The 24,178-nt window shown below is 75.4% G+C and carries 22 protein-coding genes and 1 riboswitch; of the genes, 9 read left to right on the top strand and 13 right to left on the bottom strand.

Translation table 11 applies throughout. From position 1 onward, the window contains the following. Positions 1-91 precede the first annotated feature (91 nt). From A4V12_RS13825 to A4V12_RS13815, 3 genes are read right to left on the bottom strand one after another with little or no spacing between them, the layout of a single operon-like run. Positions 92-1,579 (bottom strand): precorrin-2 C(20)-methyltransferase, encoded by a 1,488-nt coding sequence (locus A4V12_RS13825; RefSeq protein ID WP_064069627.1) that lies wholly within the window; start codon positions 1,577-1,579, stop codon positions 92-94. Beyond that, a complete protein-coding gene (locus tag A4V12_RS13820; RefSeq protein WP_064069626.1) occupies positions 1,576-2,223 on the bottom strand; it encodes a precorrin-8X methylmutase in 648 nt (215 codons plus the stop codon). The genes A4V12_RS13825 and A4V12_RS13820 overlap by 4 nt, the downstream gene beginning before the upstream one ends. Next, a complete protein-coding gene (locus A4V12_RS13815; RefSeq protein WP_234372178.1) occupies positions 2,220-3,398 on the bottom strand; it encodes a cobalamin biosynthesis protein CobG in 1,179 nt (392 codons plus the stop codon). The genes A4V12_RS13820 and A4V12_RS13815 overlap by 4 nt, the downstream gene beginning before the upstream one ends. A 23-nt stretch (positions 3,399-3,421) precedes the next feature. Next, positions 3,422-3,552, top strand: a riboswitch (cobalamin riboswitch). Between the two features lie 36 nt (positions 3,553-3,588). On the opposite strand from A4V12_RS13815, the gene cobN reads away from it, so the two are divergent. Genes cobN through A4V12_RS13800 form a run of 3 tightly spaced genes read left to right on the top strand, consistent with a single transcriptional unit; the run spans position 3,589 to position 8,816 of the window. Next, a complete protein-coding gene (cobN, locus tag A4V12_RS13810) occupies positions 3,589-7,233 on the top strand; it encodes a cobaltochelatase subunit CobN (RefSeq protein ID WP_064069624.1) in 3,645 nt (1,214 codons plus the stop codon). Then, a complete protein-coding gene (locus tag A4V12_RS13805; protein ID WP_234372177.1) occupies positions 7,230-7,922 on the top strand; it encodes a GNAT family N-acetyltransferase in 693 nt (230 codons plus the stop codon). Before cobN ends, A4V12_RS13805 begins: the two co-directional genes overlap by 4 nt. Before the next feature lie 24 nt (positions 7,923-7,946). Then, a complete protein-coding gene (locus A4V12_RS13800) occupies positions 7,947-8,816 on the top strand; it encodes an SDR family oxidoreductase (RefSeq protein ID WP_064069623.1) in 870 nt (289 codons plus the stop codon). Between the two features lie 101 nt (positions 8,817-8,917). Here A4V12_RS13800 and A4V12_RS13795 read toward each other — a convergent pair whose 3' ends face one another. Together A4V12_RS13795 and A4V12_RS13790 are read right to left on the bottom strand one after the other, a co-directional pair. Continuing rightward, the gene (locus A4V12_RS13795) at positions 8,918-10,129 is read right to left on the bottom strand and encodes a threonine synthase (RefSeq protein WP_064069622.1); all 1,212 of its coding nucleotides are present in this window, start codon (positions 10,127-10,129) and stop codon (positions 8,918-8,920) included. Positions 10,130-10,149: 20 nt separating this feature from the next. Then, entirely contained in the window at positions 10,150-10,335 is a 186-nt protein-coding gene (locus A4V12_RS13790; protein WP_064069621.1) for a hypothetical protein, read from the bottom strand. Positions 10,336-10,494: 159 nt separating this feature from the next. Between A4V12_RS13790 and A4V12_RS13785 the strand changes: the two genes are divergently transcribed. Further along, a complete protein-coding gene (locus A4V12_RS13785; protein ID WP_064069620.1) occupies positions 10,495-11,670 on the top strand; it encodes a DUF418 domain-containing protein in 1,176 nt (391 codons plus the stop codon). A 19-nt stretch (positions 11,671-11,689) separates the two neighbouring features. Here A4V12_RS13785 and A4V12_RS13780 read toward each other — a convergent pair whose 3' ends face one another. Beyond that, positions 11,690-12,631, bottom strand: coding sequence for a nucleoside hydrolase (locus A4V12_RS13780; protein ID WP_064069619.1), 942 nt, complete (start codon positions 12,629-12,631; stop codon positions 11,690-11,692). A 91-nt stretch (positions 12,632-12,722) separates the two neighbouring features. Continuing rightward, entirely contained in the window at positions 12,723-13,910 is a 1,188-nt protein-coding gene (locus A4V12_RS13775; RefSeq protein ID WP_064069618.1) for a D-alanyl-D-alanine carboxypeptidase family protein, read from the bottom strand. Between the two features lie 147 nt (positions 13,911-14,057). On the opposite strand from A4V12_RS13775, the gene A4V12_RS13770 reads away from it, so the two are divergent. Together A4V12_RS13770 and A4V12_RS13765 are read left to right on the top strand one after the other, a co-directional pair. Continuing rightward, a complete protein-coding gene (locus tag A4V12_RS13770; protein ID WP_064069617.1) occupies positions 14,058-14,459 on the top strand; it encodes an SsgA family sporulation/cell division regulator in 402 nt (133 codons plus the stop codon). 733 nt (positions 14,460-15,192) lie between these two features. Further along, positions 15,193-15,993 (top strand): VOC family protein, encoded by an 801-nt coding sequence (locus A4V12_RS13765; RefSeq protein WP_064069616.1) that lies wholly within the window; start codon positions 15,193-15,195, stop codon positions 15,991-15,993. Positions 15,994-16,101: 108 nt separating this feature from the next. Here the strand turns inward: A4V12_RS13765 and A4V12_RS13760 are convergent, their stop codons facing one another. Beyond that, entirely contained in the window at positions 16,102-17,388 is a 1,287-nt protein-coding gene (locus A4V12_RS13760; RefSeq protein WP_267893191.1) for a serine/threonine-protein kinase, read from the bottom strand. Positions 17,389-17,611: 223 nt separating this feature from the next. Here A4V12_RS13760 and A4V12_RS13755 point away from each other — a divergent pair, with 223 nt between their 5' ends. Further along, entirely contained in the window at positions 17,612-18,145 is a 534-nt protein-coding gene (locus A4V12_RS13755; RefSeq protein ID WP_064069615.1) for a flavoprotein, read from the top strand. Between the two features lie 60 nt (positions 18,146-18,205). Here A4V12_RS13755 and A4V12_RS13750 read toward each other — a convergent pair whose 3' ends face one another. The 3 genes from A4V12_RS13750 to A4V12_RS13740 form a co-directional block, all read right to left on the bottom strand. Beyond that, complete coding sequence (locus A4V12_RS13750) at positions 18,206-18,970, bottom strand: DUF72 domain-containing protein (RefSeq protein ID WP_064069614.1); 765 nt, start codon at positions 18,968-18,970, stop codon at positions 18,206-18,208. 21 nt (positions 18,971-18,991) lie between these two features. Next, positions 18,992-20,926 (bottom strand): protein-arginine deiminase domain-containing protein, encoded by a 1,935-nt coding sequence (locus A4V12_RS13745; RefSeq protein WP_064069847.1) that lies wholly within the window; start codon positions 20,924-20,926, stop codon positions 18,992-18,994. 358 nt (positions 20,927-21,284) lie between these two features. Beyond that, positions 21,285-21,611, bottom strand: coding sequence for a hypothetical protein (locus A4V12_RS13740; RefSeq protein ID WP_064069613.1), 327 nt, complete (start codon positions 21,609-21,611; stop codon positions 21,285-21,287). A gap of 260 nt (positions 21,612-21,871) precedes the next feature. Between A4V12_RS13740 and A4V12_RS13735 the strand changes: the two genes are divergently transcribed. Together A4V12_RS13735 and A4V12_RS13730 are read left to right on the top strand one after the other, a co-directional pair. Continuing rightward, positions 21,872-23,068 (top strand): cytochrome P450, encoded by a 1,197-nt coding sequence (locus tag A4V12_RS13735; RefSeq protein WP_064069612.1) that lies wholly within the window; start codon positions 21,872-21,874, stop codon positions 23,066-23,068. Positions 23,069-23,076: 8 nt separating this feature from the next. Continuing rightward, positions 23,077-23,325 (top strand): ferredoxin, encoded by a 249-nt coding sequence (locus tag A4V12_RS13730; RefSeq protein WP_064069846.1) that lies wholly within the window; start codon positions 23,077-23,079, stop codon positions 23,323-23,325. Here A4V12_RS13730 and A4V12_RS38010 read toward each other — a convergent pair. Both A4V12_RS38010 and A4V12_RS38660 read right to left on the bottom strand, forming a co-directional pair. Next, the gene (locus tag A4V12_RS38010; protein ID WP_199831282.1) at positions 23,322-23,486 is read right to left on the bottom strand and encodes a hypothetical protein; all 165 of its coding nucleotides are present in this window, start codon (positions 23,484-23,486) and stop codon (positions 23,322-23,324) included. The genes A4V12_RS13730 and A4V12_RS38010 overlap by 4 nt on opposite strands. A 283-nt stretch (positions 23,487-23,769) precedes the next feature. After that, the coding region (locus A4V12_RS38660; protein WP_234372176.1) for a PRC-barrel domain-containing protein at positions 23,770-23,962 on the bottom strand (193 nt) is incomplete at its 3' end. Positions 23,963-24,178 lie beyond the last annotated feature (216 nt).

The raw sequence follows: 24,178 nt of genomic DNA, 5'->3' as shown, positions 1-24,178 counted from the left end.
GAACAGGCCCCCGGCCCGGTGTGCCGGGGCGCGCCGGCACACCGGCGCGCCGGCGCCCGGGGGGATCACCCCGCCGGGCGCCCGCCTGGGGTCAGCCCTCCGGGTACCGGCGGGGCGTCCACGTCACCGTGGCGCCGTCGCCGCGGCGTACCGCCTGGGTCTGGGAGGAGCCGATCAGGAGGAGGGTGCGCATGTCGACCTCCGCCGGGTCCAGGTCCATCAGGGGCAGGACGCGCACGGACTCCTCCGGGCCTCCCACGTCGCGGGCGACCACCACCGGGGTGTCGGGGGCGCGGTGCTCCAGGAGGAGTTCGCGCGCCTTGGCGACCTGCCAGGTGCGGCTGGCGGAGCCCGGGTTGTAGAGGGCGAGGACCAGATCGGCGGCGGCCGCCGCGCGGAGCCGTTCCGCGATGACGTCCCAGGGCTTGAGGCGGTCCGACAGGGAGATGGTGGCGTAGTCGTGGCCCAGCGGCGCGCCCGCCTTCGCGGCGGCGGCGTTCGCGGCGGTCACGCCCGGCAGGACCCGCACCGGGACGTCCGCGTACGGGGCCTGGGCGGCGACCTCCAGGACCGCGGTGGCCATGGCGAACACGCCCGGGTCGCCGCCCGACACGACCGCCACGCGGCGCCCGCGCCGGGCCAGGTCCAGGGCGAACTCGGCCCGCTCCGACTCGACCTTGTTGTCCGAGCCGTGCCGTTCCTGCCCGGGGCGCACCGGGACGCGGTCCAGGTAGGTGGTGTAGCCCACCAGGTCGGTGGCCGAGGCGAGGGCGCCGCGCGTCTCGGGCGTCAGCCACAGGGGGCCGGCCGGGCCGGTGCCGACGACCAGGACCTCGCCCCGTTCGGGCACGGCCGGGCCGGAGTCGACGCGCGACGGGAGCACCGCCACGGAGAAGTACGGGACCGACCCGGGGTCGACGTCCGCGAGGGCGCCGGTCCGTTCGCCGGCCATCGTGGCCCGCTCCACGTAGTGGGCGTCGTCCAGCCGGCCGGCCCGCTCCAGGGCGCGCCGCACCGCCGGGAAGGTGCGGCCCAGCTTCATCACGACGGCCGAGTCGGTGGCGGCCAGCCGGGCGGTCAGCTCCTCCTCCGGCAGGGTGCCGGGGATGATCGTCAGGATCTCCTCCGCCTCGCACAGGGGCTTGCCCAGCCGGGCCGCCGACGCGCTCACCGAGGTGACGCCGGGGATGACCTCCGTGTCGTACCGGTGTGCCAGCCGCTTGTGCATGTGCTGGTAGGAGCCGTAGAACAGCGGGTCGCCCTCGGCGAGGACGGCGACCGTGCGGCCCGCGTCCAGGTGGGCGGCGAGCCGCGCCGACGCCTCCTCGTAGAAGTCGTTCAGCGCGCCCCGGTAGCCGCCCGGGTGGTCCGTCGTCTCGACGGTCAGCGGGTACATCAGGCGCTCTTCGACGTGGTCCTCGCGGATGTGCTCGGCCGCGATCGAGCGCGCGATCGAGCGCCCGTGGCGCGCCGAGTGGTACGCGATCACGTCGGCGGCCGCGATGGCCTTCACCGCCGCGACCGTCATCAGGTTCGGGTCGCCGGGGCCGAGGCCCACGCCGTACAGCTTTCCGCTCATGCCTGGATCTCCGCCTCGTGGGCGATCGCGTTGATCGCGGCCGCCGCCATCGCGCTGCCGCCCCGCCGCCCGCGCACCACCAGGTGCTCCAGGCCGGGGAACGCCGCCAGCGCGTCCTTGGACTCGGCCGCGCCGATGAAGCCGACCGGTATGCCGATCACGGCCGCCGGGCGGGGCGCGCCCGCCTCGATCATCTCCAGGAGGCGGAACAGCGCGGTCGGGGCGTTGCCCACCGCGACGACCGACCCTTCGAGCCGGTCGCGCCACAGCTCCAGCGCGGCGGCGCTGCGGGTGGTGCCGAGTTCGGCGGCGAGCTCCGGGACGGACGGGTCGGAGAGCGTGCAGACCACGTCGTTGCCGGCGGGCAGCCGCTTGCGCGTGACGCCGCTGGCGACCATCTGCGCGTCGCACAGGATCGGCGCTCCGGCACGCAGCGCCTCGCGGGCGCGGGCCACCACGTCCGGCGTGTACGCCAGGTCGCGGACGAGGTCGACCATGCCGCAGGCGTGGATCATCCGCACGGCGACCTGGCTGACGTCGGCCGGCAGGTCCGCGAGATCCGCCTCGGCGCGGATCGTGGCAAAGGACTGGCGGTAGATCTCCGCCCCGTCCTTCTCGTAGTCGAACACTCTGCTCTCGCTCATCTCGTCGGTCCTTGTACGGTCATCTGGTACGCGCCTTCGCCGGTCGCCACCATGTCGGTCCACGCGCCCTGCGGGTGGCCGCACCGGCGGGCGCAGCCCGACCAGTGGACGGGCAGCGCGTCCGCGCGGGGCCGCGCGTCGGCCCGTACGTCGGACAGGGACTTGGCGCAGCCGGGGCGCCCGGTGCACGCGGTGACGCCGATCCACGGCGAGTCGGTACGGGTGAGGAACCCGGCTCCGTCGAGGGCCCGCAGCCGCTCCTCGGCCGCCGCCCGGGTGGGGAAGCCCGGCAGGACGAAGCCGCGCCACGGGGTGACCCGGACCTCCTCGGCGGGCAGCAGCGCGCGGAACTGCGCCGAGCTCACCCGGCCGAGGCGGGCCAGGACGGACACCGTGCCGTCGCCGATCACCCCGGGCGGGGGCGGTCCTCCGGCCGGCGGGGCGGCGTCCGGTGCGGGTTCGGCGGCGACCGCCGCCCGCCGCAGGTGCTGCGTCACGTCCACGTCCTGCCCCGCCGGCAGCTCCCGCACCCGCCACGCGCCGGTGCCCGCCCGCCGGGCGGCCGCGAGGAACGCCTCCGCCGCCGCGAGCGCGGCGCGCGGCGCGTCGGCGGCGGCCACCCGCCACGTCCGGTCCGCGACGCGCAGCAGCGCGCTCCCGTCCGGGGCTGCGAGCAACGTCACATCGGCGGCGAGGGCCGCCACGTCGCCCCGGCCGTCGTCCACGGCGAACAGGAAGCGGCCGGACAGCTCCGTCGTCCACTCCTCGGCGCACAGGAGCGCGTCGAGGCGGGCGGCCCACGTCTGCACGCCCGGCCCAGCGAGCGGCGAGACGACCATGTTCCGTACCCGCTCGTGCCGTTCGGAGGGCAGCAGGTCCGCCTGCCGCAGCAGGTCCGCCAGCCCGAGTCCGCAGCCTTCGCCGAGGCCCCTCAACTCCACGTTGCCGCGCGAGGTGAGGGAGAGGTGGCCGTCGCCCAGGCGGTCCGTCGCGTCGGCCAGCGCGAGGACTTGACGGGGCGTCAGCACGCCGGTCGGGAGGCGGAGCCGGGCCAGCGACCCGTCGTCGGCGCGGTGCAGCCGGAGCGCGCCGGGGCACGCGTCACCGCGCTCGCGGACACGGTCCCGTATGTGCGCTTCACCCCGGTCCTGGGGATTTGGTGAGCTGGGCGGCATGGCGGCGAGCATACGCGCAGCCTCTACTATGCAGACGGCACAGGGTCCCAGGGCCCTAGGGAGGAAGCCCGGTGAGAATCCGGCGCGGTCCCGCCACTGTGAGTCCGGCCGGAAACCGGGCGAGTCAGGAACTCCCGCCGTCCTACGACCACCCGGGGCGCGGACACCCCGAGGAAGGCCTGCGCACGTCATGACGCACGCGACCACGCCCGAGGCGGCCCCCGCCCAGGCGCCCGCCACGACGATCCTGCTGCTGTCGCACTCCGACACCGACCTCCTCAGCGCCCGCGCGGCCGAAGGCCCCGTCACCTACCGGTTCGCCAACCCGGCGCGGCTGCCCATGGACGACCTCCCGGGGCTCCTCGACGGCGCCGACCTCGTCGTCGTACGCCTCCTCGGCGGCATCCGCGCCTGGGAGGACGGCCTCCACGCGCTCCGGGAGACGGGCAGGCCGCTCGTCGTCCTCACCGGCGAACAGGCCCCCGACGCGCAGCTGATGGAGACCTCCACCGTCCCGATCGGCATCGCGGCCGAGGCGCACGCCTACCTCGCCCACGGCGGACCGGGCAACCTGGAGCAGCTCGCCCGCTTCCTCTCCGACACCGTCCTGCTCACCGGCCACGGCTTCGAGCCCCCGGCCGCCGCCCCCACCTGGGGCCCGCTGGAGCGGACCGCGCGCACCACCACCGGCCCCACGGTCGCCGTGCTCTACTACCGCGCCCACCACATGAGCGGCAACACCGCCTTCGTCTCCACCCTCTGCGACGCCATCGAGGACGCGGGCGGCCAGGCCCTCCCGCTGTACGTGGCCTCCCTCCGCGCCCCCGAGCCGGAGCTGCTGGACAGCCTGCGGACGGTCGACGCGGTCGTCACCACCGTCCTCGCCGCCGGCGGCACCAGGCCCGCCGAGGCGCAGGCGGGCGGCGACGACGAGTCGTGGGACGCGGGCGCCCTCGCCGCCCTGGACGTCCCCATCCTCCAGGCCCTGTGCCTGACCGGCTCGCGCGCCGCCTGGGAGGAGAACGACGAGGGCCTCTCGCCGCTCGACGCCGCCGGCCAGGTCGCCGTCCCGGAGTTCGACGGCCGTCTCATCACCGTGCCGTTCTCGTTCAAGGAGATCGACGCCGACGGCCTGCCCGCGTACGTCGCCGATGCCGAGCGCGCCGCCCGCGTCGCAGGGATCGCCGTCCGCCACGCCCGGCTGCGGCACATCCCCAACCGTGACAAGCGCCTCGCGCTGGTCCTCTCCGCGTACCCCACCAAGCACTCCCGCATCGGCAACGCCGTCGGCCTGGACACCCCCGCCTCCGCCGTCGCGCTGCTGCGCCGGCTGCGCGACGAGGGGTACGACTTCGGCACCGAGGAGGTCCCGGGCCTGGCGTCCGGCGACGGCGACGAGCTGATCTACGCCCTCATCGAGGCGGGCGGCCACGACCAGGACTGGCTCACCGAGGAGCAGCTGGCCAGGAACCCGGTCCGCATCCCGGCCGCCGACTACAAGCGCTGGTACGCCGCCCTGCCGCAGGAGCTGCGGGACCGGGTCGAGGAGCACTGGGGCCCGCCGCCCGGCGAGATGTTCCTGGACCGCTCCCGCAACCCGGAGGGCGACATCGTCCTCGCCGCCCTGCGCCGCGGGAACCTCCTGATCCTCATCCAGCCGCCGCGCGGCTTCGGTGAGAACCCGATCGCGATCTACCACGACCCCGACCTGCCGCCCTCCCACCACTACCTGGCCGCCTACCGCTGGATCGCCGCCCGCGCCGAGGACGGCGGTTTCGGCGCCGACGCCATGGTCCACCTGGGCAAGCACGGCAACCTGGAGTGGCTGCCCGGCAAGAACGCCGGCCTGTCCGCCGCCTGCGCCCCCGACGCGGCCCTCGGCGACCTCCCGCTGGTCTACCCGTTCCTGGTGAACGACCCGGGCGAGGGCACCCAGGCCAAGCGCCGCGTCCACGCCACGCTCGTCGACCACCTGGTGCCGCCGATGGCCCGCGCCGAGTCGTACGGCGACATCACGCGCCTGGAGCAGCTGCTCGACGAGTACGCGCAGATCTCCTCCATGGACCCGTCCAAGCTGCCGGCCATCCGCGCCCAGATCTGGACGCTGATCCAGGCCGCCAAGCTCGACCACGACCTGGGCCTGGAGGACCGGCCCGACGACGACGGGTTCGACGACTTCCTGCTCCACGTCGACGGCTGGCTCTGCGAGGTCAAGGACGCCCAGATCCGCGACGGCCTGCACGTCCTCGGCGGCGCCCCCGCCGGCCCCGAGCGGGTCAACCTGGTCCTGTCGATCCTGCGCGCCCGGCAGATCTGGGGCGGTACGCAGTCCCTGCCCGGCCTGCGCGAGGCCCTCGGCCTGGACGAGTCCGCCGCCACCCGCACAGGCGCCGACGAGGCGGAGGCGAAGGCCCGCGCCCTGGTCGAGGCGATGGAGGCCGCCGACTGGAACCCGGCCGCCGTCACCCGGGTCGCCGAGGGGTACGACCCGGCCGTCGCCGCGATCCTCGACTTCGCGGCCCGCCAGGTCGTCCCGCGCCTCGCCGCCACCACCGACGAGCTGGACAACGCCGTCCACGCCCTGGACGGCGGCTTCGTCCCGGCCGGCCCCTCCGGCTCCCCGCTGCGGGGCCTGGTCAACGTGCTGCCGACCGGCCGGAACTTCTACTCCGTCGACCCCAAGGCCGTGCCGTCCCGGCTCGCCTGGGAGACCGGCCAGGCCCTCGCCGACTCCCTCCTGGAGCGGTACCGCGCCGACAACGGCGAATGGCCCACCTCCGTCGGCCTGTCCCTGTGGGGCACCAGCGCCATGCGCACCGCCGGCGACGACGTCGCCGAGGCGCTCGCCCTGCTCGGCATCCGGCCCGTCTGGGACGACGCCTCGCGCCGCGTCACCGGCCTGGAGCCCGTCCCGCTCGCCGAGCTGGGCCGCCCGCGCATCGACGTGACGCTGCGCATCTCGGGCTTCTTCCGCGACGCGTTCCCGCACACCATCGGGCTGCTCGACGACGCGGTCCGGCTCGCCGCCTCGCTCGACGAGCCCGCCGGCGACAACTACGTCCGCGCCCACACGCAGGCCGACCTCGCCGAGCACGGCGACGAACGCCGCGCCACCACCCGCATCTTCGGCTCCCGGCCGGGGACGTACGGCGCGGGCATCCTCCAGCTGATCGACTCGCGCGACTGGCGCACCGACGCCGACCTCGCCGAGGTGTACACGGTGTGGGGCGGCTACGCGTACGGGCGCGGCCTGGAGGGCCGCCCGGCGCGCGGCGAGATGGAGACGGCGTACAAGCGCATCGCGGTGGCGGCGAAGAACACCGACACCCGCGAGCACGACATCGCCGACTCGGACGACTACTTCCAGTACCACGGCGGCATGGTCGCCACCGTGCGCGCGCTCAAGGGCACGGCGCCCGAGGCGTACATCGGCGACTCCACCCGCCCCGAGAGCGTGCGCACCCGCACCCTCGTCGAGGAGACGTCCCGCGTCTTCCGCGCCCGCGTGGTCAACCCGCGCTGGATCGAGGCGATGCGCCGCCACGGCTACAAGGGCGCGTTCGAGCTGGCCGCGACCGTCGACTACCTCTTCGGGTACGACGCCACGACCGGCGTCGTCGCCGACTGGATGTACGACAGGCTCACCGAGGCGTACGTCCTGGACCCGGAGAACAAGGCCTTCCTCCAGGAGGCCAACCCGTGGGCGCTGCACGGCATCGCCGAGCGGCTCCTGGAGGCCGAGTCGCGCGGCATGTGGGAGAAGCCCGACCCGCAGGTGCTCGAAGCGCTGCGCCAGGTGTACCTGGAGACCGAAGGCGACCTGGAGGACAAGTGACCCTTACGGTGGGGGGCGAGGACAAGGAACTGTCCGCACGCCTCGACAAGGAGCTGACGGTCTTCAACCGGGCCGCCACCGGCGCCTGTGACGAGGCCGAGCTGTCGGTGCGCGCCACCGACGACGCGACGGGCGAGATCACCGGCGGGCTCACCGGCTGGACGTGGGGCGGACTCGCCGGGGTCTCCATGGTCTGGGTCCGCGACGACCGGCGCGGCACCGGCCTCGGCACGGAGCTGATGCGCGCGGCGGAGGAGGAGGCGCGGCGGCGCGGCTGCGACCACATGATCGTGTCGTCGTTCTCCTTCCAGGCGCCCGCGTTCTACCGGCGCCTGGGGTACGTCGAGACCGGGCGCTCCGAGGGCATCCCCGGCGGGAACGTCGACGTCCACTTCTACAAGCCGCTGGGCGGCGGACCCGCCCCGGCCTTCCTGCTGGCCGTGCTCCTGGACTACCCGGCCGACGCGGTGGAGGAGGCCACGGCGTACGAGGAGAGGGCGCTCGCCCTCCTCCCGCGCCACGGCGGGCGGCTCGAACGGCGGCTGCGGACCGCCGACGGACTGTCGGAGGTCCACCTCGTGCGGTTCCCGACCGAGGACGCCTACCGCGCCTACCTGGCCGACCCGGAGCGTACGCCGGACGGGCGGATCACCGCCCGCGTGCTGGAGGTCACCGAGGTGTACGCCTGACCGCTCCGAGGCAGACTCGGCCCCATGCCATCCGTGATCGCTGTGACCGGGGCGAGCGGCCGCGTCGGCGGCCGTGTCGCCCGCCGCCTCGCCGACCGGGGCGTCAAGACCCGGCTGCTCGGCCGTGACCCCGCCCGGCTGCCGGACCTGCCGGGCGCGGTGCGGACCGCGCCGGCGCCCTACGGGGACGGCGAGGCCGTGCGCCGCGCCGTGGACGGCGCCGACACGCTGTTCCTGGTGTCCGCGCACGAGGGCCCCGACCGGATCCAGGACCACCGGACGGCGATCGACGCGGCGCTGGCGGCGGGCGTGGGGCGCATCGTGTACCTGTCGTTCCTGGGCGCGGCGCCCCAGGCGACGTTCACCTTCGCCCGGGACCACTGGCACACCGAGCGGTACATCGAGGCGAGGGACGTGCCCCACACGTTCCTGCGCGACAGCTGGTACCTCGCCGGGTTCACCGCGATGGCCGGCGCGGACGGCGTCATCCGGGGCCCGGCGGGCGACGGGCGGGTCGCGGCGGTCGCCCACGAGGACATCGCGGACGTGGCGGCGGCCGTGCTGCTGGGCGGCTCCGAGCACGACGGCGCCGCCTACGACGTCACCGGCGAGGAGGCGCTGACCCTCGCTGAGGCGGCGGAGGAGCTGTCCCGGGCGGCCGGCCGGCCGGTCCGCTACGTCGCCGAGACCCCCGCCGAGGCCTACGCCTCCCGTGCGGCCCTCGGCGCGGAGCACTGGGAGGTCACCGGCTGGGTCACCTCCTACCAGGCGATCGCCACCGGCGAGATGGGCACCGTCGCCGACACGGTCCGCCGCCTCACCGGCCACCCCCCGGCGACCCTGCGCGCCTACCTGGCGGCCCACCCCCGCTCCTACGCCCACCTGCTGCCCTAGGTCGTGTCGGGCCCCGCAGGCGCGCTCGCCCGCGCTCCGGGCGGACGCCGAACCCTGCGGGGCCTCCCCGGGCCGCCACGGCCGGGTTCCGCCGGGGCGGGTCACCCCCGGTGGCCGAGGGCCCGGGTCAGGGCCTCCCAGGTCGGCTCGACCGGCTCCAGCGGGTCGCCGCCCACTCCGAGGTCCTTGAACCCGCTGGACGTGGACACGCACACCACCGGCCCGCCGGCGTCACCCCCGCGGGCGGTCCACTGGCGGAAGCCCGCCAGCCCCGCCGCCGCCGACAGTTCCGCCCACAGGCCCTGGCGGGCCAGGTCGTCCCTGGCCCGGGCCAGCTCCGCGTCCGTCACCAGGAGCGCGTCGCCGCCGCTGTCGAGGACCGCCCGCACGGCGCGGTTGCCCCCGACGGAGCAGTCGATCGCGTACGCGTCGGTGGCACCGGGCTCCACCACCGCCGCCGGCGCCCCGGACCGGACGGCGGCCGCCAGCGGGCCCCCGGCCGCCGGCTCGCAGCCGAACACCCGCGGCACCCTGTCCGTCACGCCCAGGTCCCGCAGCTCGCGGAATCCCTTCCAGACGCCGAACAGCAGCTCGCCGTAGCCGGTGGGGACGAACACCGCCGCCGGGACCCCGAGGTCGGCGTGGATCTCGTACGCGACGGTCTTGTACCCCTCCGGTCCGAAGGGGTGGCCGGTGTGGGTCGGGGTGAGGTTGCTGACGGTGTGGTAGCCGAGGCGATCGGCGATCATCGCGAGCAGCGGCCAGCGCGCCGCCGCCGGTACGGCGACGACGTCCACCCCGTACGCCCGGAGGAAGGACGCGACCGCGGGCGGCGCACCGGCCGAGGCGAGCACGACGCAGCGCAGCCCGGCGCGGGCGGCGTAGGCGGCGGCGGAGGCGCCGTGGTTGCCGGACGACGCCACCGCGATCCCCTCGGCGCCCACGTGGACGGCCGCGCCGACCGCCACCCGGTTGAGCCGGTCCTTGTGGCTCCACGTCGGGTTGCGCGACTCGTCCTTGACCCACACTCCGTCCCCGACGGGGACGAGCGGGGTGCCCCCCTCGCCCAGGCCGGGCGCGTCGAGCGGCGGCAGCAGCGGCGCCCACCGCTCCAGCCCCCCGCCGCGGGGCGAGGAGGTGAACAGGTCGGCGGGGACGTCCTCGTAGGCGTAGTCCACCTCGACGGGGAAGACGAGCTCGGGCGTCGCCGTGCGGGGGCAGCCGCGCAGGAGCGGCGGGTGGAGGGGGTAGCGCAGGTCCGGGTCGCCCAGTGAGCGCTGCGCGGTGGCGAGGGAGACGGCGGAGGTGGTCATGCGCCGACCCTACGGGCGGCTCAGTCCTCGCCCCGCACGATGTTCTCCTCCACCCCGCCGTTCTCGGCCACCCCCTCGACGACGGCGGGCCGGTGGGTGCGCACCCGGCCGCGGATCTCGCGCCTGACGGCCGCCGGCCGCTCAAGCACCGTCCGGGGGAGGGTCGTTGCGTCTCTGTCGCCGCTGGGGTCCGTTTCGGTGTCCATAGGGGGACGAGTACCCGCCGGACAGGGACGAAACGGGCGCGCCGCGACGGGTGGTGTCCTGGCAGGTGAGACCGCGCCCGCCCGCTACATCCTTCGATGTAGGGGGGCTTCGTCCATGCTCATGACGTTTCCGGCGGGGTGCGCCGGGACGCTGGGAACATGACCGAGACCCTTCGTGACCCGGTGGAGACCGCGGGCACCACCACGAAACGCCTTCCCCTGCTCGACGTCCTGCGCGGCGTGGCGATCCTCGGGACGCTCATGACCAACGTGTGGGTGTTCACCGCGCCGGGGTCCGAGTGGGGAGTCCTCCAGGGCGCCCTGCCGGAACCGTCGTTCGCCACGGTCCCGGAGGCCGTGGGGAGCGTGTTCCGGCTGCTGGCGGACGGGAAGTTCCTGTCGATGCTCACCATCCTGTTCGGGGTCGGGCTGGCGATCCAGTACGGCTCCGCGGCCCGGCACGGCCGGCCGTGGCCGGGACCGTACCGGTGGCGGGCGCTGTTCCTCTTCGCGGAGGGGACCGTGCACTTCGTGCTGGTCTTCGCCTGGGACGTGCTGATGGGGTACGCCGTGACGGCGCTGCTCGTGGCCTGGCTGCTGACCCGCTCGCAGCGGGCGTGGCGGCGGGTGATGTGGTGGGCGGCCGGGGCCCACCTGATGGTGATCGGGCTGCTGACGGCCGCCCTGGCGTCGGACCCCTCGCCGGGCGGCGGTGTCTCCCGGGAGGTCGTCGACCTGTACGCGCACGGCAGTTGGGCGGACCAGATCGCCTTCCGCCTGGAGAACGCGATCGCCCTGCGCCTGGAGCCGGTGCTGACGTTCTGCCTGCTGCTGTTCCTCTTCCTGCTGGGCGTACGGCTCTTCGGGGCCGGTGCCTTCGGCACGGACGCGGCGGCGCGGCGGATCCGGGCGCGGATGCTGGTGTGGGGCCTGGGCCTGGGCGTCCCGCTGAACGCGGCGGTGGCGGTGGCCGGCCCGGACTTCCTGCTGCTGGGGCGGTACGGCGCGGCGCCGCTGATGGCGGTCGGGTACATCGGCCTGATCGGCGCGGCCGTGGACCGTGTGCGGCGCCCGGGTCCGCTGATGCGCGCGCTGACGTCGGTGGGGCGCATGGCCCTGTCGGGGTACGTCGCGCAGAACGTGCTGTGCGTGCTCGTCGCGTACGGCTTCGGGCTCGGCCTGGCGGCCCGGCTCGGTACGTCGTGGCAGCCGTGGTGGGTGATGGGCCTGTGGGCGGCGGTGTCTGTGGTGCTGCTGGTGTTCTCCACCTGGTGGCTGCGGCGCTTCCCGGCCGGGCCGCTGGAGTCGGTGCAGAAGTGGGCGCTGCGGCGCTGAGCCGTGTGCGCCCCGCCGATCAGCCGCCCAGGGTGCGTACGGCGTCGACGATCAGGTCCCAGAAGGCCGGGGCGTCGACGGCGGTGCCGACGCGGGCGTTGGCGGGCCGGCCGGTGACGCCGTCGAGGTCGACCACGGTGGCGCCGCGCGTGTGCGTGCCGGTCAGCTCGACGGCGACCGGGGCGCGGACCGTGGTGATCAGGTCCGGGTCGATGAGGTGGGCCACCGTCAGCGGGTCGTGCAGGGGCGGCGCGGTGAAGCCGAAGACCTCGCGGTAGGTGGTGCCGAAGAAGGTCAGCAGCTCGACGCAGAGCCGCGACAGGGGCGTGCCGAGGGCCTCCAGTCGGGCGAGCACGTCGGGGGTGGCCGGGACCTGGTGGCTGACGTTGAGGCCGATCATGGTGATGTCCAGCCCGCTGGAGAACACGATGTCGGCCGCCTCCGGGTCGGCGGCGATGTTGAACTCGGCGGCCGGGGTGCGGTTGCCGCGCCCCGTGGAGCCGCCCATCAGCACGATCCGCTCGATCCGGTCGGCGGCCAGGGCGGGGTGGGCGAGGAGGAACGCGGCGACGTTGCTGAGCGGCCCGGTCGGTACCAGCGTCACCGGGGCGGGGTGGGCGAGCAGCGTCTCGCGGAGCAGCGTGATCGCGTCGCGCGGGTCGAGGGGGACGGTCGGTTCGCCGAACCCGGGACCGTCGAGACCGGACTCGCCGTGGATGTTCCCGGCCACGATCCCGGTCCCGTGCAGCGGCCCGGCCAGGCCCGCGGCGATCGGTACGCCGTCGATCCCGGCGACCGTGCACACGCGGCGCGCGTTGAGCGCGGTCCGCTCGACGGTCGCGTTGCCGGCGACGGTGGTGATCGCGAGGAGCTCGATGGCGGGGTGGGCGGCGGCCAGCATGATGGCGAAGGCGTCGTCGTGCCCGGGGTCGCAGTCGAGGATCACGGGAAGGGGAGTCATGGAGGCAGTGTCACGGATCGGCACCTCGACCGCGCCCCGGCCGCACCCGGCCCCGCGTCCCCCCCCGGGTCCGCGCCGCCCGCCCCCCGCGTCACCGCTCCGTGCGGCGGCGCACCCGCCACAGGGCCGCCGCCGCGAGGAACGCCGCGCCGACGAAGGTGAGCGGCAGCAGCGGGGGCGGGCCGTCCCCGTCGGCCGGGACCGGCAGGGTGGCGACGGAGACGGCGGCGGTCGGCGGGACGGAGCGCGGTGCCGGGGGCGCCGACGGGGCCGGCGGCGCGGCGGCCGCACGGACCGGGAGGGCGGCGCGCGGCGGCAGCAGGGAGCCCACCGGGCGGGCGTGGGGTGCCGCCGCGAAGCCCCAGTCGAGCAGGTCGCGGGTCTCCTCGTACACGGCGTACGCGCCGCCCCGCCGCGGGTTCATCACCGAGACGACCAGCGTCCGCGAGCCCTTGCGGGCGGCGGCGATCAGGGTGTGGCCGGCGTTGCTGGTGTAGCCGTTCTTGATGCCGAGGAGCCCGGGGTAGCGCCGTACGCCGTCGGCGCCGGTGAGCAGCCGGTTGGTGTTGCGGATCCCGAAGGACCAGCGGCCGGCCGGGAACTGCGCGTAGGGCGTGGCGGCGTAGTGCGCGAAGTCCGGGTTGCGCAGCCCCGCGCGGCCGAAGACCGCCAGGTCGTACGCGGACGACACCTGGCCCGGCGCGTCGTACCCGTCGGGCGACACCACCCGGGTGTCGTGGGCGCCCAGCGCGCGGGCGGTGGCCTGCATCCTGCGGACGGTGGCCGCCCAGCCGCCGTTGAGGCCCGCGAGGACGCGGACGGCGTCGTTGCCGGAGCTGAGGAAGACCCCGCGCCACAGGTCGGCCACCCGGTAGGTGACCTCCTCCCGGACGCCCACCAGGCTGCTCCCGTCGCCGATGCCGCGCAGCTCGTGCTCGCTCACCGTGTGCTGCCGGTCGGGCGGCAGGCCGGGCAGCGTGGCCAGGGCGAACAGCGTCTTCAGGGTGGAGGCCGGCGGCAGGCGCCGGTGGGCGTCGTGGGCGGCGAGGACGTCGCCGGTGACGGCGTCGGCGATCAGCCAGGACCGCGCGGACAGCCGGGGCGGCGCCTTCACGCCGGGCGGGAGGCGCACCTGGGTGCCGGGGCGGTGCAGGAGCACCGGGTCGACGCGCACGGCGGCGGGCGGCGGCACCGGCTCGACGGGGCGCGGGCCGGAGGCGGGGCCGGCCGGCAGGGACGGGAGCAGCAGCAGGGCGGCCACGAAAGAACTGACGATCATTCAGTCACGGTAGGGACGGGCCGCACGGGCCGCAGGGCGGTGTGCGGCCGACCGGAGTAGCACGGGTCCCCCGGTCACCCGCATTACTCGGGTTTCCCGGGGCACCTGCAAGGGGGCTCCCGTCACCCATCCCTCTGGAGGAACGACATGAACACGGTCCTGCGCGACAAGGTCTTCATGCGGCTTCTCTCGCCGGACGGCACCGAGCTTCCCGTCCTGTCGCACCTGACCTACGACGCGCGTGACCCGTACGCGGTCACGGTCGGCTTCACCCACGCCGGGTTCGTGTACGCCGAGTGGCGCCTCGACCGCGACATGCTGCGGGACGGCATGGCGCACCCGATAGGCGAGGGTGACGTGCGGATGTGGCCGGTGCTCAACGGCACCCGCGAGGAGCTGCGCATCGAGCTGGCGCACACGACCGTGTTCACCGTGTGGGCGCCGTCGCTGCGGCGCTTCCTGGAGCGCACGTACGAGGAGGTCCCGGCCGGCCGGGAGCGCATCGAGGAGCTGGACGCCTTCCTGGCGGAGCTGCTGGCGGCCGGCTGATCCGCCGGTCCCCTCCGTGCCGACCGTCGGCGGTCCCACGGTCGTCAGCACCCACAGCGCCGGCATCGCCGCCGTGCGGACCATGACCGGCGCGCCCGTGCCGCTGCCCCGCGCCCGCGGCTCCGTATCCATTCCGCAGGATTCCCGCGTTTTGTCCGGGAACGAAAAAAGCGAACTCCCGCCGGCCGCGATCCCGCCGAATTCACCGGCGTGCCGTTCCGCGAGGAATTGCGGTCCCGTGACGGCATCGCCGACTACTTCCGACGCGTCCGCGACGAATTGAGGGCAGGCGACGGCCGCGCCGCTTCACCGGCTCGCCCCGACGAAGTCCGAGCCGGACATCTTCCGATCCGCCGCCACGTCCGCGGGTCCGCCCCGCGCGGCGCGTCGTCCGAGCGCGGTCGACGGGCTCGTACGGTCATCGGATCCGGCACCGGAATCGACTTGCGCAAGCACTCTGCGTCACTGTTGACTCGAAAAAACACGGGCGGGGGGCCACGAGGGGAGTCCCTTGCCCGTGCAGGGGTGTAGCCCATCGCGACGGGGGATGCACGATGGGCTACATCCGCATTATGACACCTCGTCAGCCGCGACCGCTCGACGCGGGGTCGACTTTCCGGTGTTGTCTCGATCCGTTTCGGCGCGCGCACCGGCGTATCGCTCGCTAGCGTGACAATTCGGACGGATTCCGCGTGGTGGATCCGAGCGGTACCGAGCGGTGAGGGACGGAATCATGGCGGTACAACCCGAAGGCACGCCCTGCTGGGCGGACGCGATGTTCACGGACGTCGAGGGCGCCAAGAGCTTCTACGGCGACGTACTGGGATGGACGTTCGGCGAGTCGTCGAGCGAGTTCGGCAATTACACGCAGGCGTACGCCGACGGCAAGGCGGTGGCGGCCGTCGTGCCGCCGATGCCCGGCGGCGAGGAGCAGTCGGCCTGGTGCCTCTACCTCGCCTCCCCCGACGCGGAGGCCACCGCGGCCAGGATCCGCGACAACGGCGGCGAGGTCCTCATGGGGCCGATGACGGTCGACGACTTCGGCACCATGGTGCTGGCCAGGGACCCCGGCGGCGTCGTCTTCGGGGTCTGGCAGGCGGGCACCCACGAGGGGTTCGACGTGCTCGGCGTGCCCGGGGCGTACTGCTGGGCCGAGGTCTTCACGCGCTCACCGGACAGCTCCGACGCCTTCTTCCCGGCCGTCTTCCCCTACACCGCCAAGACGATGGAGACCCATGAAGGCATGGACTTCCGGACCTTCCACGTCGGCGAGGACCCCGTACTGGGCCGGATGGAGATGACGGACGACTTCCCTCCGGAGGTCCCGCCGTACATCAACGTCTACTTCGGGGTCGACGACTGCGACGCGGCGGTGGCCCGGGCGACCGAGCGCGGCGGGGCGGCGGTGTGGGGGCCCATGGACACCCCGTTCGGCCGGTTCGCCAGCATCCGCGACCCGCAGGGGGCGACGTTCTCCGTCATCGACATGAACAGGACCGAGGGCGAGATGCCCGCCATGACCGACGTGCCCTGACCCCGGCCCGGGCCCGCCTGCCCTGACCCCGGCCCTGGCCCGCCCGCCCGGACCCGCCCCGGGAACGCATCCCCGGAACCGCCGCCCCGGGGCCCTGTCCGGGGACCGTCAGTGCCCGGAGCCACCGCCCAGGGTGGTGGGGGTCACCCCGATCTCCACCCGGGGCGTCTCCGTGGAGCCGTCCGGCGAGAACAGCGCCATGCCGATCAGTACGGCGGCGAAGAAGGCCACGCTCCCCGCGATGGCGCTCGCCACCCGCGGACGCCTGCTGACGAACTGCCGGGCACCGCCCACGCCACGCCGGTCGGGCAGCGCGCGCCTGCCCCGGCCGCCGCCCTGCCGAGGCGCGTTCGGCGGCAGCATGTACGTGGTCCCCGCGCCGCCCTCCTGCCCGGCCGGCCCCGGAGCCGCCGTCGGCAGCGGGCCACCGGGACGGCCCTGCGCCGCCACCGGCGCCCCCGCACGCCTCGACCCCGTCCCCGCACGCCCCACACCCGCCACGCGCCCACCGCCCGTCCCGCGCGTGGCCGCCGGTACGCGCGGGGCGGCCGGGGCGGGCGCGGGGGCCGGCGCGTGCGCGGCGGCCGGCTCCGGCAGCGACTGCGCCCGCCCCTGCCAGGCGCCCGAGGCGAACCAGTCGGCCACCTCCTGCGCCGAGGGCCGCTCCTCCGGCTGCTTGGCGAGCATCGACAGCAGGTAGTTCTCGAACGCCGGCGGCACGTCCACCCCGAGCCGCAGCGGCGGCACCGGCGCGGTGTCGATGTGCTGGTAGAGGATCGCCGTCGCGGTGTCGGCGTGGAACGGCGGGCGCCCGGTGAGCAGTTGGTACAGCACGCACCCGAGCGAGTACACGTCCGACGCCGGACCGGCCGGCTGCCCCAGCGCCCGCTCCGGTGCCAGGTACAGGCTGGTGCCGACGATCTGCCCCGCCTGGGTGAGCGCGGCGGCCGGGTCGTCCACGAACCGGGCGATCCCGAAGTCGCCCAGCTTCACCGTGCCGTCCGCGTCCGACATCAGGTTCCCCGGCTTGATGTCCCGGTGCACGATGCCCTGCCGGTGCGCCGACGCCAGGCCCGCCGCCGTCTGCGCGGCGACGGCCGCCACCCGCGGCGCGGCGAGGGACCCGGCCGCGGCCAGCTCCTGCGCCAGGCTGCGCCCCTCCACCAGCTCCATGACCAGGTAGAAACGGCCCTCCCAGGCGCCGAAGTCGAACACCGCCACCACGTGCGGGTGGCTGAGCCGGGCCGCCGTCTGGCCCTCCAGCCGGAACCTGGCCGCCGTCTGCGCGTCGGAGTCGTCCCCGAGCAGCAGCTTCATGGCCACCGGCCGGCCCAGCACCTCGTCCGTGGCGCGCCAGACCTCGCCCATCGCGCCGCGGCCGATGGGAGACTCCAACCGGTACCGATCCGCCACCAGCACCCTGTGCACCTGCCTGATTCCGATCGTTCCGCCACCCCAGCCGACGCCGGCGGACCAACTGCACCGAACGGAAGGGGTGATGGGAGAGTCCGCGACGCGCTCAGGGTACCTACCGCCGGGCGTGCGCACTGCGGCACCATCGCCGTACCAGCCACGGGACGCACCGGCCTCCCGTCACCACACCGACCGGAGCCCTCACATGCCCGACCAGCCGCGCCGGCCCTTCCTGTACGTCGTCGTCTGCGCCGCCGGCGTCGCACCCGGCGTCGGAACGCTCATCTCCGCGGCGCAGGAACGGGGTTGGGACGTGGGTGTCGTGGCCACGCCCCTGGCCATGGGCTTCATCGACCCGGCCGCCGTCGAGGCCCGGACCGGCCACCCCATCCGCTCCGCCTGGCGCCGCCCCGGGGAGCCCCGCCCGCTGCCCGACCCGGACGCCGTCGCGGTCGCCCCCGCCACCTTCAACACCCTCAACAAGTGGGCCGCCGGAATGTCGGACACCCTCGCGCTGGGCATCCTCTGCGAGGCGTACGGCGCCGGTGTCCCCACCGCCGTCCTGCCGTGCCTCAGCGCCGCCCAGGCCGCCCACCCCGCGTACCGGCGGAGCCTGGAGGTCCTGCGGGGGATGGGCGTCCGCGTCGGCGGCCCGGACCCGGAGCGGCCCGGCCCCGGCGGCTTCCCCTGGGAGGAGGCGCTGGACCTGCTCGGCATCCCGCCGGTGACGGGCGGCTGAGACCCGGCCGCGGCGGGGGCCGGCGGTACGGGGGCGGCGGGGCGAGCGGGGGCGGCCCGGTCACGGGGAGGGCGTGCGCGTCACCGTCCGGCCGAGCGCGGACGCCGCCCTCGCGAACACGGCGGCGTCCACGACGGCGGCGCCGCCCGGGTCGTTGTTGAAGTACACGTACACGTCGTCCTCGTCCGCCCAGGCCCCGGCGATCCGGCCCGCCCAGGAGGCCAGCGCCCGGCGCCCGTAGCGGGGCCACGGCCGGGCGGCGCCCGCGTGGAACCGCACGTACCCCCAGGGCGCCGTGCGCCACAGCGGTGTCACCGGCCGGGAGCCCCGGTCCGCCCAGCACAGGGCGGCGCCGTACCGCTCCAGCACCACCCGCAGCTCCCGTTCCGCCTCCCACCAGGAGGGGTGGCGCGGCTCGACCGCCACCCGCACCGTGCCGGGGAAGCGGCGCAGGCAGGCGTCGAGCGCGCCGGTGTCCCCGCGCAGGTTCGGCGGCAGCTGCACCAGGACGGGCCCCAGCCGGTCGCCGAGGCCCTCCGCCCGGCCCATCAGCCGCTCCACCGGCTCCTCGGGGTCGCGCAGCCGCTTGACGTGGGTCAGGTAGCGGCTGGCCTTCACCGCCATGACGAACCCCTCCGGGGTCCGGTCGTGCCAGGCGGTGAAGACCTCCCTCGCGGGCAGCCGGTAGAAGGCGTTGTTGTTCTCCACGGTCACGAAGTGGCGGGCGTACTCCTCCAGCCACAGCCGCTGCGGCAGCCCGGCCGGGTAGAACCCGCCGCGCCAGTCCGTGTAACTCCACCCCGAGGTTCCGACGAGCATGGGCACATCACCCATGCTCCCCGCTGTCTACGGCTTCCACCACGCGGCGGACGCGTCGCGCAGCGTGTTCGTCCCGCAGTGCACCTCGCCCATGCCCAGGTGGTACGTGTACCAGTCGTCGAGGTACGAGACCTTCAGCCCGGCGCCGGTGTAGGCGGCCGTCACGGCGGCGGTGAAGATGTCCTTGCCGCCGATCACCGGCCCCCACTGGCGCGGGGCCAGGTAGCGGTCGCCGCCCAGCAGGACGCCGTTGACCGCACCGGGGACGTACGCGCTGGTCATGACGGTGCCGGGGCCCGCGGCCCGCCCCTCGCGGCGGTCCAGCCGCTTCTGCTGGCCGTACGCGCCGACCGCCTCCGACAGCTCGCCGGCGCCCAGCCGCGACAGCCGCGGCATCCGGTCGCCGCGCTCGCCGACCTGCTCCGTGCCGCGCGTGTACAGCGCCGGCACGCGCACGACCTCGGCGTCCGTGACGCCCGTCTCGCGCTGGAGGACCGCCAGGTTGGCCTTGATCCGCGCGGCGGCCAGGGCGTTGTCGGCGACCAGCTCCTTGGAGGCGAGGGCCTTGTCGATGGTCTCCTTCGGGGCGAGCCGCTCCTCGGAGTCCGGCACGGAGAACATCCGGGTCTTGCCGTGCCCGGCCTTCTGCGCGTCGCGCAGCAGCTTCATCCCCGCCTCGGGGTCGGCGACGCCGATCCGCCAGCCGCGCGGGGTGCCCGGCGCGGGCAGGAACTGCACGAACTCGTCCACGTGGCCCACGTGCAGCCACGACGTGTCCAGCAGGAGCGGGTCCTGGAAGCCCTGCGAGGCCAGCATGGTGCGCATCACCTGCGCGGGCCTGGACCCGTCGTCCTTGCGCTCGCCCATGATGATCCGCCCGGCCGGGAACGACCGGCCCTTGTGGGCGTACGGGGGGATCGTCTCCAGGTTCCCCATGGAGTTCAGGGTCCACTCCTCCGAGTCGCGGACCCCGGTGACCTGGACGACACCCACGCCGTTGCCGCGCAGCTTCTCGAACAGCTCGCGGCCCGCCTCCCGGTCGGGCTGCGCCGAGCGCAGCATCACGCGGATGACCTGGCGGCGGCCGTCGGGGCCGGTCATGCTGACGTAGCCGGGCTCGACGAAGTCCTGCGCCCAGACGTCCTGGTACTTGTCGAAGGTGACGAGCGGCGCGGTGATGCCGGCCGCCTTCGCCTCCTTGGCGAGGCCCTTGACGAACGCCTGCTGGAGGAGGGCGTACTCCTCCGTGCCCGGCACCCTGGTGACGAGCACCTGCTGGGCCTTCTGCAGGTGGTGGTGGGTCAGCAGCGGCGCCACGCGCAGGGTGATGTCGTCCCGCACGGCCGGCCTGCCCGGCGCCGTCACGGTCAGACGGATCACGGCGCGGCCGTCCCAGACCTTGCTGTCGCGCACGATGTCGGTGCTCTCGACGGCGAACTCGACACCGGCGCGCAGCTCGGCGGCGGTCAGGCGGGTCTTCCCGGTGACGTGGGCCCACCCGGTGGGGCGCTTGACGAACACCCGCGTGTACCTGCCGCCGGCGGGGACGCTCACCGCGCCGGTCGCCGTGGCGGGCAGTCCGGTCACCGGGACGGCGCGGACACGGGCCAGGTCGGCGAGGTCGGCGGTGCCGTTGACGACGGCGTCGGCCGCGTCGTTGCAGGCCGCGAGCTTGGCGTCGGACAGCGGCTTGCCGCCGGGACCGGTCTTCGGACAGCGCTTGGTGTCGTCGTCGATGTTGGGCAGGAAGACCGCGCCCCGGGCGGGGCTCCAGATGTCCTCACCGGCGGTGTCGGTCGTTCCGGTGACGTCGACCCGCCCGTCCCGGTTCACGTCCGCGCGCAGGTCGACGGAGGCCGCCGCCGGCGCACCGGGCGCGGCGACCGCGGGCGCCGCGGGGGCCAGTACCGCGCCTATCGCGGTGAGGGCGAGGGCTGTTCGTCTCGTGGTGCTCGTAACCACCGTGCGTCCCTTCGTGGGGGTCGGGTTGCCGTGCGGGAAGAGGGCGTCGAGGGGCGCGGCGTTGCCTGGGGGCACGGTCGATGACGGAATCGGCGGCGGTCCGGCCGGTTCCGGCCGGTGGTCACGCGGTGGCGGAGGCCGCAACGGCCGCCGGCGGAGGGCCTGTCGGCAGCACCCGGGGGCGCGGAGGTCACGGCGCGGCAGGGCGGCCGTACGCGCGGGAGCGGGGCACCGGCGGGGGCCGGCGCCGGGTGGGGCGCGGGGTGGTCCGGGCAGGGGCCGGGCTGCGGGTGCGGGTACGCGGCGGGGCCGCGGCCGGTGGTGTCACCGGACGCGGCCCCGGGCCGGGCGGGACGGGTCAGCGCACCGCGGAGAGGCTGGTGACCAGGCCCTGGGCGAACTGCGTGGCGCCGGACAGGCCGCCGGCCGAGGCGAGCTGGGTCGCGCCGCCGAGCGGTGCCGTCACGCTGCCGAGGGGCCCGGAGGCGCTGTCGAGGAGCCCGCCGCCGAGTCCGCCGGGCGCCCCGCCGGTGAGGCCGCCCGTGAGCCCGCCCGGCACGGCGCCGGTGAGGCCGCTCAGCGGGTCGGCGGCCGCCTGTGCGGTGGCCGCGCCGCCGAGGGCGAGGGTCGCGGTGGCGGCGGTGGTGGCGACGATACGGGCGGTGACGCGGCGGGTTCTGGTCATGGGCTTCTCTCCGGGTCGGTCGGGTCGGGCCGGACCGGCGGGCTCGGGGGCGCCCGGGGCGGGCCCGCGGTACTCCGACAACGGTGCGAGGGGGGCCGAAGGCACGGCCGCCGCCCGGCGCGACACCGGACAGCGGCGTCGTAACGCCACGGCAGCGCCACTGTGGCACCGTATGGCATTGCTGTGGCGCCAGAATGGTGTCACCATGGCGTGGTGGGTCACCGACCCACCACCGCCCCCACCGGCAGGAAGGCTTCGCCATGCCCCAGGAACCCGTACGGTTACCGCACGAACGAGCCGCGGGATGCCCCTTCGATCCGCCTCCGGGACTGGCCCCCCTGCGCGACCGGCGACCGCTGACCCGGATGCGCTACCCCGACGGGCACGTCGGCTGGCTGGCCACCGGCCACGCCACGGTCCGCGCGATCACGGCCGATCCCCGCTTCAGCTCGCGGTACGAACTGATGCACCCGCCGCTCCCCGGCGGCCCCGACGGACCGCTGCCCCCGGCGCCCGTCGGTGACCTCACCGGCATGGACGCCCCGGAGCACACCCGCTACCGGCGCCTGCTGGCCGGCCGGTTCACCGTCCGCCGCATGCGCCGGCTGGCCGACCGGGTCGAGCGGATCACCACCCGGCACCTCGACGCCATGGAGCGCCGGGGGCCCGCCCTCGACCTGGTCGAGGCGTACGCGCACCCCGTCCCCGCCCTGATGATCTGCGAACTGCTCGGCGTCCCCGAGGCGGAACAGGACCTCTTCATCCGGCGGTCCGCGACCGTCTTCGACCCGGGCTCCTCACCCGAGGAGCAGGTCGCCGCGTACATCCGCCTCACCGAGTGCGTGCGCGAACTGGTCGTGGCCAAGCGGGAGCACCCGACGGACGACCTGCTCGGCGACCTGACCGGCACCGACCTCACCGACGAGGAGCTGGCCGGCATCGGCGGCTTCCTGCTGGCGGCCGGGCTCGACACCACCGCCGCCATGATCGGCCTGGGTACGTTCGCCGTGCTGACCCACCCCGGGCAGGCCGCCGCCCTGCGCGCCGGACCGGAAAGCGCCGACCGGGCGGTGGAGGAGCTGCTGCGCTACCTGTCCATCGCCCACACCGGGGCGCGGACCGCGCTGGAGGACGTGACCGTGGACGGGCAGCTGGTCAGGGCCGGGGAGACGGTCACCCTCGCGATCGGGGCCGCCAACCGGGACCCCGCCCGCTTCCCGGACCCCGACACCCTCGACCTGGACCGCAGGGCCACCGGGCACCTCGCCTTCGGGCACGGCGCCCACCAGTGCCTGGGCCAGCAACTGGCCCGCGTCGAACTGCGGGTGGCCCTGCCCGCGCTGTTCACCCGCTTCCCGTCCCTGCGGCTGGCCGTGCCGCCCGAGGAGGTGCCGCTGCGGGTGAACACCAGCGTGCACGGCCTGCTCCGGCTGCCCGTCACCTGGGACGAGAGGTGACCGGGCCCGTGGAACTGCGCGTCGACCGTGACCGCTGCGCCGGCTCCGGCATGTGCGCCCTGACCGCCCCGGAGGTGTTCGACCAGGACGACGAGGACGGCCGCGTCCTGCTGCTGGACGCCCGGCCGCCGGCCGGGCCGGCCGCCACCGCCGCTCGGGAGGCGGCCGGACTCTGCCCCGCCGGCGCCATCACCGCCCGGCCCGGGCCCGAGGGCGGACAGCGATGGTCGCGGCCGACCCCCGGGGGCGTCCGCTAGCGCAGCGGGCGGCCGCGGCGCGACCGGCGGAAGCCGAGGAAGAGCACGTCGAGGACGAGCACGACGATCCCGATGATCAGGAGGACCATCAGACCCTCGGCGATGACCCCGATGAGCCCCAGTACCAGGGCGACGATGATCAGGAACAGGAACAGCGCCATGGGGCCGACTCCTCCTCGACGGGTACGGCGGGCTCGGCGGGGGGGCGGGGGGGGAGCGGGGGGGCCGCCTCCCCCCCCCCCCGCCGCCGCGGGCCCTCCCCCCCCCGCGGCGCCGAGGGCCCGGTGGGGGAGGCCGGCTGGTAGGGGGCGCTCGCCCTGCCGGCGCCCGGCCCCCCGCCGCGCGGCGAGCCCCTCGGCGCCGACCCCGGCGGGGTCCCCCTCGCCACCCCCACGCCCCCCCCCAGGGCGGGGCCGCTCTCCCCGCCGGTCCTCCTCGGCGCNNGCCCGACGACCGCCTCGTCGAGCGGGACGAACACCAGCCGCTGCCGGGTGGGCAACCCGGTCCGGACGGTCACCACGGCCGGCTCGTCGGTGACGGTGTCCACGTAGACGGCCTCCAGCACGCCGATCTTGTGGCCCCTGGGGTCCACGACGTCGTGGTTGCGCCACTCGCGGATGTCTGCTGACTGGATCATGCGTTCCGCCCTCCGAACGAGTCCGTGCGGAGCGTTGTCGCCCTCTCGCTGTCCAGCGTCCGCCCGCGCGCCCCCGCGCGCCACCGCACCGGCGTCACGGCGGCGCGTGGGGCGGGCCGCCGGGCGCCGTGACGCCGGTGCGCGGCCGCGACCGGCGGCTTCGGCCGGGCGGGTGGTGACGGGCCGCGGCGTACGCCCCGGAGGCCCCGGTGGGGG

This window comes from Streptomyces noursei (assembly GCF_001646665.1).
GTDB classification, from domain to species: Bacteria; Actinomycetota; Actinomycetes; order Streptomycetales; family Streptomycetaceae; genus Streptomyces; species Streptomyces lavendulocolor.
Note: the sequence above shows the minus strand (reverse complement) of the source record. Positions and strands in the feature narration are given on the sequence as shown.